The 15,912-nt window shown below is 70.3% G+C and carries 11 protein-coding genes; 7 read left to right on the top strand and 4 right to left on the bottom strand.

The window, feature by feature from the left end:
- Positions 1-5: 5 nt before the first annotated feature.
- From P1V51_17380 to P1V51_17365, 4 genes are all read right to left on the bottom strand, one after another.
- Positions 6-1,322, bottom strand: coding sequence for an alpha/beta hydrolase-fold protein (locus tag P1V51_17380; protein MDF1564818.1), 1,317 nt, complete (start codon positions 1,320-1,322; stop codon positions 6-8).
- Positions 1,323-1,348: 26 nt separating this feature from the next.
- Complete coding sequence (locus tag P1V51_17375; protein MDF1564817.1) at positions 1,349-1,849, bottom strand: hypothetical protein; 501 nt, start codon at positions 1,847-1,849, stop codon at positions 1,349-1,351.
- Positions 1,842-2,573 carry a GntR family transcriptional regulator gene (locus tag P1V51_17370; GenBank protein ID MDF1564816.1) on the bottom strand — a complete coding sequence of 244 codons (732 nt, stop codon included), beginning with the start codon at positions 2,571-2,573 and terminating at the stop codon, positions 1,842-1,844. The genes P1V51_17375 and P1V51_17370 overlap by 8 nt, the downstream gene beginning before the upstream one ends.
- Before the next feature lie 83 nt (positions 2,574-2,656).
- Positions 2,657-3,331 carry a DUF1566 domain-containing protein gene (locus P1V51_17365; GenBank protein MDF1564815.1) on the bottom strand — a complete coding sequence of 225 codons (675 nt, stop codon included), beginning with the start codon at positions 3,329-3,331 and terminating at the stop codon, positions 2,657-2,659.
- Positions 3,332-3,486: 155 nt separating this feature from the next.
- Here P1V51_17365 and arsB point away from each other — a divergent pair, with 155 nt between their 5' ends.
- From arsB to P1V51_17330, 7 genes are all read left to right on the top strand, one after another.
- Entirely contained in the window at positions 3,487-4,539 is a 1,053-nt protein-coding gene (arsB, locus tag P1V51_17360) for an ACR3 family arsenite efflux transporter (protein ID MDF1564814.1), read from the top strand.
- Entirely contained in the window at positions 4,536-4,955 is a 420-nt protein-coding gene (locus tag P1V51_17355; protein MDF1564813.1) for an arsenate reductase ArsC, read from the top strand. Before arsB ends, P1V51_17355 begins: the two co-directional genes overlap by 4 nt.
- A gap of 28 nt (positions 4,956-4,983) precedes the next feature.
- Positions 4,984-5,877, top strand: coding sequence for a MaoC/PaaZ C-terminal domain-containing protein (locus P1V51_17350; GenBank protein MDF1564812.1), 894 nt, complete (start codon positions 4,984-4,986; stop codon positions 5,875-5,877).
- A gap of 26 nt (positions 5,878-5,903) precedes the next feature.
- On the top strand, positions 5,904-6,446 hold the full coding sequence (locus tag P1V51_17345; protein ID MDF1564811.1) for a DJ-1/PfpI family protein: 543 nt from the start codon (positions 5,904-5,906) through the stop codon (positions 6,444-6,446).
- A gap of 77 nt (positions 6,447-6,523) precedes the next feature.
- On the top strand, positions 6,524-7,810 hold the full coding sequence (locus P1V51_17340) for a metalloregulator ArsR/SmtB family transcription factor (GenBank protein MDF1564810.1): 1,287 nt from the start codon (positions 6,524-6,526) through the stop codon (positions 7,808-7,810).
- Between the two features lie 129 nt (positions 7,811-7,939).
- Entirely contained in the window at positions 7,940-10,045 is a 2,106-nt protein-coding gene (locus P1V51_17335) for a sodium:solute symporter family protein (protein ID MDF1564809.1), read from the top strand.
- Positions 10,046-10,238: 193 nt separating this feature from the next.
- The gene (locus tag P1V51_17330; protein ID MDF1564808.1) at positions 10,239-15,878 is read left to right on the top strand and encodes a thrombospondin type 3 repeat-containing protein; all 5,640 of its coding nucleotides are present in this window, start codon (positions 10,239-10,241) and stop codon (positions 15,876-15,878) included.
- Positions 15,879-15,912: the final 34 nt, after the last annotated feature.

Genomic DNA, 15,912 nt, shown 5'->3' with positions numbered 1-15,912 from the left:
GCCCGTCAGGGAGCCTCGAAGATCGCCAGGGGGCGGTGTACGCGGGCCGCCCAGGCCTGCTCGTCGTGGGCCGCGCCCAGCTCCCACCAGTGGTGGAGCTCCTGGTCCCAGGTCCAGCCGTCGGCGGCGAGCTGATCGGCGAGCTGGCGGTTCTCGCAGTAGTTGTCGGCCGCGTCGGGCGCGTCGTCCTGGATGCCGTCGCCGTCGGAGTCGACGCAGCCGCTGCCCGGGCCGCCGCCGCTGTCGAGGTAGAGCACGACGCCGCCGGCGGACTGACCCGCGAGGCGCTCGATGATCGTCTCACCGGTGTGGGTGCCGAGGGAGCCCCAGCCCATGGTGCCGGAGAGGCTGCCGACGAAGGCGAAGTGGGTGGGGTGGCGCATCCAGAGATGGAGGGAGACCAGGCCGCCGAGGGAGGAGCCCATCGCCCCCCGCTTCGGCGCCGCACCGTAGCGGGCCTCGACCTGGGGGATCAGGGAGGTGACGATCCAGTCGGTGTAGGCGTCGGCCCCGCCCCCGATGGGTCCACCGGTACCGATCCCGTCGTCGGCCACGTGGGTGTACTCGTCCATCCGCGCGGTGCCGAGGTTGTCGATGCCCACCACCAGGGTGCCCGCGCCCACGCTCTCCTGGAGGCGCCACCCGCCGTTGAACGACGCGGGGTCGAAGAGGTTCTGGCCGTCCTGCACGTAGAGGTGCCGCGCGATGGCTCCCGCCGGCACCCACAGGCGGATCCGCCCCCCACGGCTGCCCCCGGCGCTCATCCGCTCGAGGTGAGCGCCGCTGCTGCGTACGAGGGAGAACTCGCCGAACTCGTCGTGGCCGTAGCGCCGGGCCAGGGGGTCGGCCAGGTAGAGGTCCTCGAACTCGCGGACGAACTTGTACTTCGCGCCGTCCGGGCTCGGGATGGGCACCACGATCCACCAGACCCCGGCCTCGAGGGTCATCGGCAGGCCGGTCCAGCCCTCGAAGTCTCCGGCCAGGGCGTAGGTGTCCTGGCGGTCGTCGAGGTAGGCGAAGAGGAAGCCGCCCTCGACCTCCAGGGGGAAGCCGCCGCGCTCGGCGAGCTCGGCGAGGCCGGTCGCGGCGTCGACCCCACCGGCGAGGATCTCCCGCCAGTAGAGCTCGTCCGCCGAGAGCTGGACGCCCCCGTCCGGATCCCCGCCGTCCGAACCTCCACCGTCGGCGCTCCCTCCATCGCCACCGCCGCCGTCCAGGCCCGGATCGTCCGGGGCCGGGCAGGCGCCTCCCAGGAGGACGAGGAGCAGGGCGAGGGGGAGGAAGCGGAAGCGGGAGAGGACCATGGCCCCACGATCGGCCATCCCAACGCCGATGAGAAGCCCGGGGGTCAGGCGCCGCCGAAGGCCGCCCGGGGGCGGGGCACCAGCGCCTCGTCGGGGACCTCTCCGATCGCCCGGCGGGCCCGGCGGGCGAAGAAGACGAAGGCCGCGCAGGTGACGTAGTCGAGCAGGGCCGCGCCGAGGTGGATCGGCGCCCGCTCGTCGAGGAGGAAGATCGCCAGCCAGAGGGTGGCCGCCATGAACTTGAGGAAGGTCAGGGGCAGCAGGGCCGCGTAGTGGCGGCGCAGGTTCCACATCAGGAAGGCGCAGCAGAAGGCGAGGGTCAGCACGTTGGCGCAGCCCAGGACCCAGAAGAAGACGCTCTGCGACTCGGGGAAGGGCAGGGGACCGCCGCCGAGGAGGAGGTTCGTGTCGCGGTAGCTCTGGATCGCCGTCTCCGGGGAGAAGACGTAGCCCATCACCGGGATCGCGAAGTTGAGGAAGAGGAGGCCGTAGACCAGCTGGAAGTCCCGGTAGGCCGGCACCTCCTGGGTGAGGAACTCACGCATCTTCGAGGGTCTCCATCAGGCGGTCGAGGGCGCGGCGGTCGACGTGCTCGAGGAGGGACTCGAGCTTCGCGCGGCGTCGCCCGGGGGAGGGCTCGTCGCGCAGGGTGGTGAAGGCCGCTCGGTAGGCCGCGGCGTTGCCCTCCGGCTCTCCGTAGATCGCGCCGATGGCCAGGGGCGAGCCGCGCAGGAGCTGCTCGAAGAGGTTGAGCATCATCCCGTAGGCCACCTGCGGGGAGAGGGCGAGGAGGGTGCGGGCCATCATCAGGTCGATCTCCATCGCCTCCTCCGGGTTCTGGGCCCGCCGGAAGCCCTCGACGAGATCGAGGGTGGCCGGCTGGAGCTCCTCCGGAGCGAGGGGGAGGTTCAGCATCAGGTGCACCGCGATCTGCCGCCGCAGCTCGAGCACGTCGCCGAGCAGCGAGGCCGCCTGCGCGGGGGCGTCGGTGAGGGCGGCGAACCAGTGGGGCAGGACCCCGGGCCCCGCCTCGCGCCGGGCGTCGCGCACCTTCAGGCCGCTGCCCTGCCGGGCCGAGATCAGGCCCATCTCCTCCAGGCGGGCGACCGCCCGCTGGGCCGTGGCTACCGTCACCCCGTAGTCGTGGGCGAGCTGCCGCATCGTCGGCAGGTGGCTGCCCACGGCGACCTCGCCCCGGAGGATCTGGCGGGCCAGATCGTCGACGAGGTGCTCGACCAGGGTCCGGCGGGGGGCGGGGTGAGGCTCCATCCGGACCGATATACAGTTGTACTACACAATAGTCCAGAGGACGGACCGGCCCCGGAGACGGAAAGCCGCCGCCGCCGCGCGGCCTAGGGCTGGTGGACGCAGCGGGCCAGGGCGCCCTGGACGTCGCTCACCCGGTCGATCTTGGCGTCCCAGAAGTCGAGCCAGAAGAACGAGGCCGACCCGAGGCCGTCCTGGAGGGAGGTCGTCCAGTAGGCCGAGCACTCGCCCTCGAGGGCGGGCACCAGCCGCGGGTCGAGGTAGCAGCCGCCGGCGCCCGGGCCCTCGCCGGCGCCGCAGCCGGCGCAGGTCAGGTCGAAGCAGATCGAGGGGGTGAGGCAGTCGGGGTCGCTGACCTTGCAGTCGCCGCCGGTCCGGGTGGCCTCGCAGTTCGCCACCAGGGTGCGCAGCTCGGTGATGGTCGGCAGGCGCCAGCTCGTGATCCCGGCGAGGGTGAGGTCCTCGCAGTGGATCCGCGCCTCGTCCTGGGTCACCGCCAGGGAGGAGGGGGTGGTCTGCCAGAAGAGGCCGGTCGCGGGATCGCAGGTGACGCCCTCGGGGACGGGCGAGCCGGCGTCGGCGGGCAGCACGTCCGGAGAGCCGCCGTCGTCGCCCAGGCCTGCGTCGGTGGAGGCGCTCACCGGCGCCGGGCAGAGCCCGTATTCGTCGCCCGCTCCACCGTCACCGCCGCCGGGGTTGTCGACGCAGGCGACGGTCAGCAGCAGCGCGGCGGCGAGGAAGTCGGTGGTGCGCAGGCTCAAGGTACCCTCCGGGCTTTCGCGAAAACGGTTCCCGGACGGTGACACCGCCCGGCAAGGAGAAGTATCGGCATTCCCGCTTCCGCTGAGAAGGGGAGGGGGCGAACAAGCGCAGCCCATTGCCTTCACGGGGCAGTGGACCTAGCCCTATGGTCCTGATGAAGACGAAGCGGCTTTCCTTCCTGGACCGGGGGCTGACCCTCTGGATCTTCCTGGCCATGGGGCTCGGCGTCTTCCTGGGCTGGGCCCTGCCGGGCTTCAACACCCTGCTGGAGCGCGCCTCCTGGGGCACCACCTCGATCCCGATCGCGGTGGGTCTGATCGTGATGATGTACCCGCCCCTGGCGAAGGTCCGCTACGAGGAGATGGGGCGCGTCTTCCGCAGCTGGAGGGTCCTCCTCCTCTCGCTGATCCAGAACTGGATCATCGGGCCGGTCCTGATGTTCGCCCTGGCGATCCTCTTCCTGCGCGACTACCCCGAATACATGGTCGGGCTGATCATCATCGGCCTGGCCCGCTGCATCGCCATGGTGATCGTCTGGAACGACCTCGCCGCGGGGGACCGCGAGTACGCCGCGGGGCTGGTGGCCTTCAACTCGATCTTCCAGATCCTCTTCTTCTCGGTCTACGCCTGGTTCTTCGTCACCTGGCTGCCCCGGACCCTGGGGCTGCACTCGGTAGTGGTGGAGATCACCCTCGGCGAGATCGCCACCAGCGTCGCCATCTACCTGGGCATCCCCTTCGGGGCGGGCTTGCTCACCCGGGTGCTGCTGCTGAGGGCGAAGGGGCGCGAGTGGTACGAGACCCGCTTCGCGCCGCGCATCGGGCCGCTGACCCTCATCGCGCTCCTCTTCACCATCGTGGTGATGTTCTCGCTCAAGGGTGAGACCATCGTGGCGCTGCCGCTCGACGTCCTGCGCATCGCGCTGCCGCTGCTGATCTACTTCGTGGTGATGTTCCTCGTGTCCTTCCTCCTCTCGAAGGCGGCGGGGGCGGACTATCCGAAGGCGGCGACGCTCTCCTTCACCGCGGCGTCGAACAACTTCGAGCTGGCGATCGCGGTGGCGGTGGCCACCTTCGGCCTGGCGCACGGCGCGGCCTTCGCCGCGGTGATCGGCCCGCTGGTCGAGGTGCCGGTGATGATCGGGCTGGTCTCGGTGGCGTTCTGGCTTCGCCGCCGGCTCTACGGGCTGGAGGGCACCCCGGCGTGAGGCCTCGCAAGCTGCTCTTCCTCTGCGTCGCCAACTCCGCGCGCTCCCAGATGGCCGAGGGGCTCGCCCGCTCGATGGTGCCCGGGGACTGGGAGGTGCGCTCGGCGGGCTCCTCGCCCACCCGGGTGAACCCGCGGGCGATCGAGGTGATGGCCGAGCTGGGGATCGATCTCTCGGCCCACCGCTCCAAGCTCGTCGACGAGATCGATCCCGGGGACGTCGATCTGGTGATCACCCTCTGCGCCGAGGAGGTCTGCCCGGCCTTCCTCGGCGAGGCCGAGCGCCTCCACTGGCCCCTGAAGGATCCCGACCTGAAGGACGAAAGCCTGCCGGAGGAGACGCACCGGGCGGCCTTCCGCGGGGCGCGGGACGAGATCCGCCGGCGCCTGGAGGCCCTCCTCGCCGGGGCTGCCTGAGGCCTCTCCATCTGCTAGGCAGGGGGCCATGGCGACCTACTGGCGGCATCTCCCGGCCCAGGGGCCGGTCCTCGCTTCCTTCGGACGCACGCTGGGCCTCACCGCCCTCGAGCGCTTGCGCGGCCGCGGCGCCGGCGGGGGGGCGCCGGGCGAGCCGCCCGTGCTCCGCGCCACGGTCCCGCCGCGCTCCGATCGCCTCGTCGACGACTTCATCGCCTGGGCCGGTGAGGACCCGGCGATCTGGCGCAGCGCCGTGCCGCCGACCCTCTTCCCCCAGTGGGGGATGCCGCTGATGGCGCGGGCCCTCGAGGGCCTGCCCTTCCCCCTGACCCGGGTGCTCAACGCTGGCTGCGCCCTGACGATCCACGCCCCCGTGCCCCGGGGCGAGCCCCTCTCCCTCTCGGCCCAGCTGCGCGGGGTGGACGAGACCGAGCGGCGGGTGCTGGCGCGGGTGGGCCTCGAGACCCGCGACGCGAGTGGCGACCTGCTCCTGGAGTCGGAGCTGCAGGCCATCGTGCCGCTGCGGCGCGGCGGCGGCCTCAAGAAGCGCAAGGCCGAGGAGCTCGTCCCCGAGGGCGCCCGGGAGCTCGCCCGCTGGCGCCTGTCCCGCCGGGCGGGCCTCGAGTTCGCCTGCCTCACCGGCGACTTCAACCCGGTGCACTGGGTCGGACCCTACGCGAAGCTCTCGGGCTTCCGCTCCGTGATCCTCCACGGCTTCGGCTCCTGCGCGAAGGCGGCGGCGGACCTCGTCCGCTCCGAGCTCGACGGCAACCCCGCGCGGCTCAAGCACCTGGAGATGCGCTTCACCAAGCCCCTCGCCCTCCCGCGGGAGGTGGCGGTCTTCCTGGACGGGGACCGCCTCCTGGTCGCCGACGAGGTGGGGGAGGCGCCCTTCCTGGACGGCCGCTTCGAGGCGGCCTGAAGAGAGACCCGGAAAGGAGACACGCGATGGCGAAGGTCTGCATGGTGATGGCCGACGGCTTCGAGGAGATCGAGGCGGTCACGATCGTGGACGTGCTGCGCCGGGCCGGGATCGAGGTGACCGTGCTGGGCCTCACCGGGCGCCGGGTGATGGGGGCGCACCGGATCCCCCTCGAGGCCGACGGGGTGCTCGCCGAGGCCCCGGAGGTCCCCTGGGACCTCGTCGTCCTGCCGGGCGGGATGCCCAACGCGGCCACCCTCCGCGACAGCGAGCCCCTGCGGGCCTTCCTCGGCGCCCAGGCCTCCCGCGGCGGCCGGATCGGGGCGATCTGCGCCGCTCCCATCGCCCTGGGGGCCGCCGGGCTGCTGGAAGGCAAGCAAGCGACCTGCTACCCGGGCTTCGAGGAGGGCCTCCTCGGGGCCAGCCCCAGCGCGGAGCGGGTGGTGCGGGACGGCTCGGTGCTCACCAGCCGGGGCCCGGGGACGGCGATGGAGTTCGCCCTCGCCCTGGTCGAGGAGCTGGCCGGGGCCGAGACCGCCCGGCGGCTCGAAGGCCAGATGTTGGTGTAGCGGGCCAGAGAAGCCCGATCCTGGCGATCTCGATCTCCCGGGTTGCATATGTGCATATTTGCGCTATCTTGCAATTCATGAGCGAGACCGAAGCCAGCCCGAGTCCGGACCGGACCAGCTGCCGGCAGGCGCTGGAGGGCACCCTCTCTCCCGGGCTCTTCCGCGCCCTCTGCGATCCCCGCCGGCTGGAGCTGGTGATCCGCCTGGCGGTGGCCGGGCGTCCCCTCACCGTCACCGAGGCCTCCGACTGCTGCGAGGTCCACCTCTCCGGCGTCTCCCGCCACCTCTCCCAGCTCAAGGCCGCCGGGGTGGTGGCCGCCCGGCGCCAGGGGAGAGAGGTCCAGTACCAGCTCGATCACCACCGCCTCGTGAGCGTCCTGCGGGAGACCGCCGACGCCATCGAGGCCTGTCTGCGAATCCCGGGCTGCTGTGAGCCCACCCCGAACCAAGCATCCGACGAAGGAGAAGCGACGATGAGCGAGAACGTCCACGAGTTCGTGAAGAGCGCCTACACCGAGGCCCTCCAGCGCGCCAAGGAGGGGAAGACGGGCTGCTGCCAGCCGGTGCCCGAGCGCAAGGTCCTCACGGTCCAGGCCCCCTCGACCGGCTGCTGTGGGGGCGACGCGAAGGCCGAGGTGACGGCCGCCCCCGGGGCCTCCGCCGCCCAGATCGTGGGCTACGGCGAGGACGCCGACCGCCACGCCGACGCGGCGGCGACCTCCTTCGGCTGCGGCAACCCGCTGGCCTTCGACGGGGTCGAGCCCGGCCAGACGGTGGTGGACCTCGGCTCCGGCGCTGGCCTCGACCTCCTCATCGCCGCCGATCGGGTGGGGGAGGGCGGCCGGGTCATCGGCATCGACATGACCGACGCGATGATCGCGGCGGCCCGGGAGAACATCGCCCGCGAGGGCCGGGAGGGGATCGTCGAGGTCCGCAAGGGCATGATCGAGGACCTCCCGGTGGAGGCCGGCTCGGTGGACTGGGTGATCTCGAACTGCGTGATCAACCTCTCGCCGGACAAGCCGGCGGTCTACCGGGAGATCGCCCGGATCCTGAAGCCCGGTGGGCGCTTCTCGATCTCGGACATCGTCGTCGAGGGGCTGCCGGAGACGGTGCGGGCCTCCGACGTGGCCTACGCCTCCTGCGTCTCCGGCGCCGTGAGCGAGGAGGAGTACCTGGCGGGTCTGCGGGAGGCCGGCCTCGAGGTCGAGGTCGCCGACCGGATGCGCTACGAGCCCGAGCAGATCGTGGCGATGGTGGCCGGCGACTTCGTCTCCGCTGGCCTCGACCCGGCCGATCTGCAGAAGGCGGCCGAGGAGGCGAAGGTGGAGAGCCTGCGCTTCGTGGGCCGCCGCCCCGCCTGAGCACCCTTCGAGTAGAAGGATGCAGGGGAGCCCGGTCGGGTCACCGACCTTGACCGGGCAACCCGGGCCCCGGCATGGTCCCCGGCCCTCGCACCCTGGAGCGGGCGCGCGAGGACAAGGAGACGAAACATGAGCTGGGGCCTTCTCAACCTGATCACCCTCGCCGTCTACCTGGCCTTCATGGTCTGGCTGGGCATCCTCTCGGAGCGGGGGGGTCAGTCGGACTCCGCCAGCGGCTTCCTCCTCGCCGGCCGGAGCGTGACGCTGCCATGGATCATCATGAGCGTCTTCGCCACCGGCGTCGGGACGCTCGCCTACATCGGCACCGTGGGGATGATCGCCACCGGCGGCGTCATCGACCTCTGGTACGAGTGGTTCTGGTGCGTCGGCACCCCGATCATGACGATGCTCTTCGTGCGCAAGATGCGCACCAGCGGCATCATCTCCTTCCTCGACTCGATCGCGTTCCGCTTCGGGCCGAAGACCCTGCTGGCCTACGTCCTCTTCATGCTCGTGGGCGTGCCCTTCGCCTTCGCCTCCATGCTCAAGGGCGCGGGTCTGACCTTCACCGACATGTTCCCGGTGATCAAGGAGGTCGAGCAGTGGGGCATCGACCCGCTGGCCATCGGCGCCATCGCGGTCCTGCTCACCATCGCCGCCTATCTCGCCTTCGGTGGCTTCAAGGCGGCGGTGGTCACCGACATGCTGCAGGGCATCCTGACCTGGGCGGCGATGATCGTCCCCACCATCGCCATCTTCTACATCCTGGGGGAGGGCTCCTGGTCCGCCGGCTGGGACGTGATCGTGGGCTACTTCGACAGCACCGACCAGCACGCCTTCCTGGAGTACGAGCAGGTCCTGGGGCCGACCGCCCCCTCCTCCGAGTACACCTACTCCTTCATGGCCTCGCAGTTCCTCCTGAACGTCCTGCTGATCATGATCCCGAGCCAGTTCTACGGCTCACGCTACATGGCGGCGACCACCGAGAAGGTCGCCCGGCAGGGGCCGATCCTGGCGCTCATCCTCACGACGGTGCCCTACGGCCTCTTCGTGAACATCACCGGGCTCTCCTTCAAGGCCTTCGCCCCGGACATCCCCGGCGACGATCTCTTCACCGGGACCTTGCGGCGCCTGGCCGAGCATCCGGGCTTCCCGATGCTCGCCTCCTCCCTGCTCCTCATCGCCCTGCTGGCGGCGGTGATGGGCACCCTCGACTCCTACCTGATGGCGAAGATGACGGACTGGGTCCGGGGCCTCTACCAGCTCTGGATCAACCCGGCGGCCGATGACCGGCAGATGGTGCGGGCCAGCCGGGTGATCCTCCTCATCCTCGTGGTCACCGCGATCTCGGCCTCCTTCGTCCTGCCCGACAGCATCTGGTTCCTCCAGATCGCCGTCTCGGAGTTCGTCGGGCCGATGAGCTTCATCCTGGTCTTCGGCGCCTTCCTGGTGAAGCGGGCCACCTGGCAGGGGGCGCTCTCCGGGGCGCTGGTCGCGGCCTTCCTGGCCCTCGTCTACGTCATCCTCGCGACGGGCTTCCGCGGGCAGTACGAGTGGATGATCTGGCCGGCGTTCAAGGCGGCCTTCCCGGACTGGTTCGAGTCCCAGTTCTTCACCTATCCCATCGGCCTGATCATCTTCTGGCTCGTGAACTCGCGCTTCGCCCCCCAGCGCCCGGAGCACCTCGAGCGCTTCTTCACCACTCAGCAGACCACCGCCTACGTGCAGCGGCACGGCTTCGACCGCCCCTACGTCCTGGTCCCCCGGGGCACGAAGCTCGAGGAGGGGCTCGAGGTGAAGCCGTACGCCGACGAGACCAGGGTCTACGGAGAGCCCGGGCGCCTGGCGGCCCTGGCCGAGGAGCACGGCACCCGGGTGATGCCCGCCTACCGGCCCCTGGAGAGCTGGGAGGAGGTCTTCGACGAGCGGCTCAAGGGCATGTACCTGATGGGCCTCGACGTGGCGAGGCAGCGGGAGGCCGACCAGGTGGGCGCCCACGAGCGGCCCGCGGCGAAGGTCATGGGGTGGGCGATGATCATCCTGTCGATGATCATCTACTTCTTCATGTTCTGGTTCTTCCCCCTCGAGTGGGGCAAGGCCCTCGTGCTCTACGGAATCGGCTCGGTCTTCTGTTTCGTCGGCCTCTCGGTGGCCTTCGAGGACTACGAGTGGGCCCGGAGGCTGGTCGATCCCTTCCAGGCGCGACCCCGGGTGCAAGGCGTGGGAGAGGTCTGACCAAAGCGCGAAATTAGTGCGCGTTCGCCCCTTGACGCTCAGGGGGAAAGGGTTCAGGTTCCCCCGGACATTTTTGAAAGGATCGCCCCATTCCGGGACGATTCGTCGATTCACACGCGAAATCGGAGGGGAGGCCGTGTTGCATTCCACGGATCGTTCCTATTCGTCGTTCATCATTTCTCTTGCTGGCAAGGTGGCGCTCGTTGCGCTCCTGCCGCTCCTCACCCTGACGGGTTGCGAGCCCGAGCTTCCGCCGCTCGGCGCCGAGATCACCGGTACGGTCCGGATCGCCTCGTCCCTGAACCCCCTGCTCCCCGGGGAGGCCGAGCTCGGCCCCACGATCCCCGAGGTCGAGCCGAACGGCTACCCCCTGCCTCCGGGCTACACGGGCCCGGACTACCAGGACCTCGGCGTCATCGAGACCGACGCCCCGGCCATCACCGTGACCGGCGAGATGGGCCCTGACGATCTTCGCGATCGCTTCGCCTTCTCCCTCTCGGAGACCGGCTCGATCACGATCCACTACAAGCACACCTGCGCCGGTGGCGTGAACAACCTCTGGTTCATTCGCGGCACCGACATCGCCGATGACTACTCCAACGTCATCGACCTGCAGCAGATCATCGGCACGAACGACGGCGAGGACGCGATCATCGTCTCGGCGGTGCTCGAGAAGGGTGTCACCTACATGGTGCACCACCGCTACATGGCGGACATCGCCTGCGGCTACACGATGCAGATGGGCGCCCAGGCCGGCACCATCATCGGCAGCGTGCTCGTCGGCGCCTACACGAACGACGCGCCCTTCGTCATCGACGAGCCCCTGGCCAACGCCGACCCCGACTCGGACAAGACCCGGCTCCCGATCGCCGGCACCAGCGCCGAGCACTTCGAGTTCAACGACGACGGCGACGTGGTCGGCACCTTCAAGGGCGTCTTCGTCGCCCCGGGCTCCACGGTCTACCTCTACGCCTACGCCGACAACGACGGCGACAACGCGGGCCGCAGCGCCGCGCTGAACTTCACGGTCAACGGTCCGCCGAGCGCGGCCGACTTCGTGATGGGCGCCCCCCTCGAGCTGACGGCCTCCGACGACACCGCCGACGTCGAGCTGCTCATCGACACCCAGGTGACCGACACCGACTTCGACGGCCACGCCAACGCCGACACCGACGGCGACGGCCTGCCGGACGACAACTGCCCCGACGACTACAACCCGGGCCAGGAAGACGGCGACAACGACGGCGCCGGCGACGCCTGCGACAACTGCCCGGACGTGGCCAACTTCGACCAGGCCAACACCGACGGCGCCGGCAAGGGCGACGCCTGCAACGACGACGCCTCGGCCGCCTGCCCGTGGGTCTTCGGCATCGAGCCCCCGAGCTGCCCGATCGACAGCGATGGCGACGAGATCGACGACGGCTACACCCAGTGCCCCGATGACGACATCCACTGCGCCATCGAGGACCTGGAGACCAAGCCCTACGACAACTGCCCGGACGTCCCGAATCCTTCTCAGGCCGACACCGACGGCGACTCCTACGATCCCGAGGGTGAGCTGGTCGAGGGTGGCGGCGGCGACGCCTGCGATCTCGACGACGACAACGACGGCGTGGCCGACGACAGCGACAACTGCCCGGGCCTGGCCAACGACGGCCAGGAGGACGGCGACAGCGATGGCGTGGGTGACGTCTGCGACAACTGCGATGCCGTGGCGAACCCGGGTCAGGAGGACCTGAACTTCGACTTCGTCGGCGACGCCTGCTCCGCGGACGACGACGGCGACGGCTACTGCGACGTCGGCCAAACCGACCCCGACTGCATGGGCACCGACAACTGCCCGATGGTCCCCAACGCCGACCAGCTCGACAGCGACGGCGACGGCGCGGGCGACGCCTGCGACCTCTGCTACGAGACCTACAACGCCGCTCAGGACGGCACCGAGGACGCCGACGGCGACGGCGTGGGCGACACCTGCGACAACTGCCCCGCGGCCGAGAACGCCGACCAGGCCGACTCCGACGGCGACGGCATGGGCGACGCCTGTGACGACGACGTGGACGGCGACAACGTCGACGACGCCTCCGACCTCTGCCTGGGCATCCCGAACGCCATCCCCTCCTGCGAGGACGACTCCGACTGCGTGGGCGCCGGCGGCACCTGCAACCTCGTCGGCTTCTGCGGCAGCCAGCGCGACAGCGACGGCGACGGCCTCGGCGACGCCTGCGACAACTGCCCCGGCGCGGCCAACGTCGATCAGCTCGACACCGACTACGACGGCATCGGCGACGCCTGCGACCTCTGCGTCTGGGTCGTGGATCCCCTGCTCGGCTGCGACCCCGCGGCCGAGGACGGCGGGGCGGCCGAGTGCGCCGGCGCCGGTGGCGTCTGCATCGCCGACCCCTTCGACGACACCGTCGGCACCTGCAGCGAGCCCTCGGACGCCGACGGCGACGGCCGCGGCGACGCCTGCGATCCTGACAACGACGGCGACGGCATCTGCGATCCGGGCGTCGTGAGCTCGGCCTGCACCGGCTCCGACAACTGCCCGCAGACGGCCAACGCCGGCCAGGAAGACACCGACAACGACGGCATCGGCGACGACTGCGATCCGGACACCGACTCCGACGAGGACGGCGTGCCGAACGACACCGACAACTGCCCGACGGTGGCCAACGGCGCCAACGAGGACAACCAGGCCGACGCGGATGGCGACGGCGTGGGTGACGCCTGCGACCTCTGCGTGAGCGTCGCTGACGCGCCCCCCGCCTGCACCGTCGACGGCGACTGCGGCTCCTACGGCGGCGCCTGCGTGGCCGGCCGCTGCGCCGCGCAGGGCGACGCCGACGCCGATGGCGTGGGCGACATGTGCGACCTCTGCCCGGGCACCGCCGATCCGGCGCAGCTCGACACCGACGCCGATGGCGTGGGCAACGCCTGCGACACCGACGACGACAACGACGGCATCGCCGACGCTGCCGATGGCTGCCCGCTGGCGGCCAACACCAACCAGGAGGACCTGGACGGCGACGGCACCCAGGACGCCTGCGACTCCTGCGTCGGCCTCTACAACCCGCTGCAGGGCGACGTCGACGGCGACGGCCTCGGCAACGCCTGCGACAACTGCCCGCTGGTCGCCAACCCGACCCAGACCGACTCCGACGGCGACTTCTGGGGCGACGCCTGCGACCTCTGCCCGGGCGCGGCCGACGCGCCGGTGGTGTGCTCCGACGACAGTGACTGCTCCGGTTTGGGCAACGTGTGCGTGCGCGGCATGTGCATCGGCCAGGCCGACCTCGACGGAGACCTCGAGGGTGATGCCTGCGACACCGACACCGACGGTGACACCATCGACGACAGCGTCGACAACTGCCCGCGGACGGTCAACACCGACCAGGCCGACCTCGACACCGACGGCGAGGGCGACGCCTGCGACAGCGACTGGGACGGCGACGGCGTCGACAACGGCACCGACACCTGCCCGGTGCTGGCCAACCCGGACAACACCCTCACGCCCTACGCCGAGATGGAGGATCCCGCGGCGCTCGGGACGAACGAGGACACCGCCAACGCCGAGAACCTCGGCACCGTGGCCTACGGTGACGCCCTGACCGTGACCGGTCAGAACACCGACGCCGCCGGCGAGACCGCCGACTTCTTCTACTTCACCCCGGCCGCGGATCTCGTCGGCCAGGCCGTGCGGGTCCACGTCACGGCGGCGGACGGCTACTGGCTGCTCCCCGGCGGCGGGTGGCCCTCAGACCTCAACGTGACCATCGCCGGGATGTCGATCATCGACAACACGGGTCAGTCCGACGTGCTCTTCGAGGGCGTCATCGCCGACACGAACCCGGTCGAGATCACCGCGATCCGCGATCCGGGCTTGGTGCCGGGTGACATCAACTACACCCTCACCATCAAGTCCGGCGGCCAGGTCGACACCGACCTCGACGGGCTGGGCGACGCCTGCGACCTCTGCGTCGACGTCGCCGACTCGAGCAACCTCGACACCGACGCCGACGGCGTGGGTGACGCCTGCGACAACTGCATCGTCGTCGCCAACGCCAACCAGGAGGACCTGGACACCAACGGCATCGGCGATGTCTGCGAGGTGGCGGGCACCGAGCTCGACCAGGACAACGACGGCGTCTGCTCCCCCGGTCAGACGGATCCCTTCTGCCTGGGTGACGACGACAACTGCCCGGATCTGGCCAACGCCGATCAGCACGACGACGACGCCGACGGCGTGGGCGACGCCTGCGACGGCAACGGCGACGCCGACACCATCCTCGACGTCAACGACAACTGCCCGCTGGTGGACAACGAGACCCAGGACGACACCGACGCCGACGGCGTGGGTGATGCCTGCGACAACTGCCCCGGCGTGATGTCCACCGACCTCACCGACACCGACTCGGACGGCGTGGGCGACGTCTGCGACAACTGCATCCTGGTGGCCAACGGCGCCAACGAGGACAACCAGCTCGACACCGACGGTGACGGGGTGGGCGACCTCTGCATCGGCACCGACGACGACAACGACACGGTCGACAACACCACCGACAACTGCGTCGACGTGGTGAACCCGGATCAGCACGACACCGACGGCAACGGCGACGGTGACGCCTGCAACGACCCGGCGCTCGACACCGACGGCGACCTGATCGTCGACACCCTGGACAACTGCGTCGACGACGCCAACACCAGCCAGGCGGATCTCGACGGCGACACCGTCGGTGACGCCTGCGACCCGGACATGGACGACGACGGCGTCTGCAACCCGAACCCGGTGGCCTTCGGGCAGAACTGCTACGGCATCGACAACTGCCCGAGCGTCCCGAACCCGGATCAGCTCGACAGCGACGGCGACGGCACGGGCGATGCCTGCTCCGCCTCCGGTCCCTTCGTCCTTCCCGAGAACGAGCCCAACGACCTGACGGCCTCGGCCCAGGGTCTCGGCCTCCTCTTCCCGAAGGTCCCGGTGCTGGTCTCCGGCAACATCGCCGGTGGCGCCGACTGGTGGCCCAGCATCTTCCTCGGCAGCTACCCGGCGGACGTCGACTTCTTCCGGATCACCGCGGCCGAGGCTGGCAAGCTGACCGTCACGGTCGACTGGATCGACCCGGGCAGCGACTTCGACATGATCGTCTTCGACGCCGGTGGTCCTCGGGTCGAGGGTGGTGGCGCCGCGGGCGTCATCGACGGCTTCGCGGGCGGCACGGGCGACAAGCCCGAGCGCCTCTCGGGCGGCTGGCACGACCTCGACTTCGACGGCAACCCCGAGATCGACTTCACCTCTCTGAACGTTCAGCGGGGTGAGACGGTCGTCATCGCGGTCATGAACTACGCCGGTCCCGGTGGCGACTACATCCTCGGCCTGGGCCTCGACCAGGGCGACATGGGCGCCAACGACGACTACGCCATGGCGCAGGACATGGGTCCGCTGCCTCCGGAGGTGCCGATCAACATCGCCGGCGACATCGCCATCGCGGCGGACGCCTGCGACTGGTTCCCGAACGTCTGGACCGGAGCCCCGCTCTCCGACGACGCCGACTTCTACTCCTTCGTCCCGACCGTCGACGGAACCCTCGAGGGCTTCCTCGGCTTCGGCGACGCGGGTGAGGATCTCGACCTCGTGATCTTCGAGGCGGGCGGTCCGCGGATCGAGGGCGGCGGCGCCGCCGGGGTCCTGAGCTGGGATGCCGCGACGGGTGCTCAGCCGGAGTACTTCGGTGGCGTGCCGGTCTCGGCCGGGACGCGCTACACCGTCGGCGTCTTCCAGTGCGTGGGCGCCTCTGCCTACGACTTCAACCTGACCCTGACGGCCAACTAGCCGGAATTGCGAGAACTAGTCATGCGTAAAGGAA

This window comes from Deltaproteobacteria bacterium (genome assembly GCA_029210625.1).
In the GTDB taxonomy this organism is placed as follows: Bacteria; Myxococcota; Myxococcia; order SLRQ01; family SLRQ01; genus JARGFU01.
Note: the sequence above shows the minus strand (reverse complement) of the source record. Positions and strands in the feature narration are given on the sequence as shown.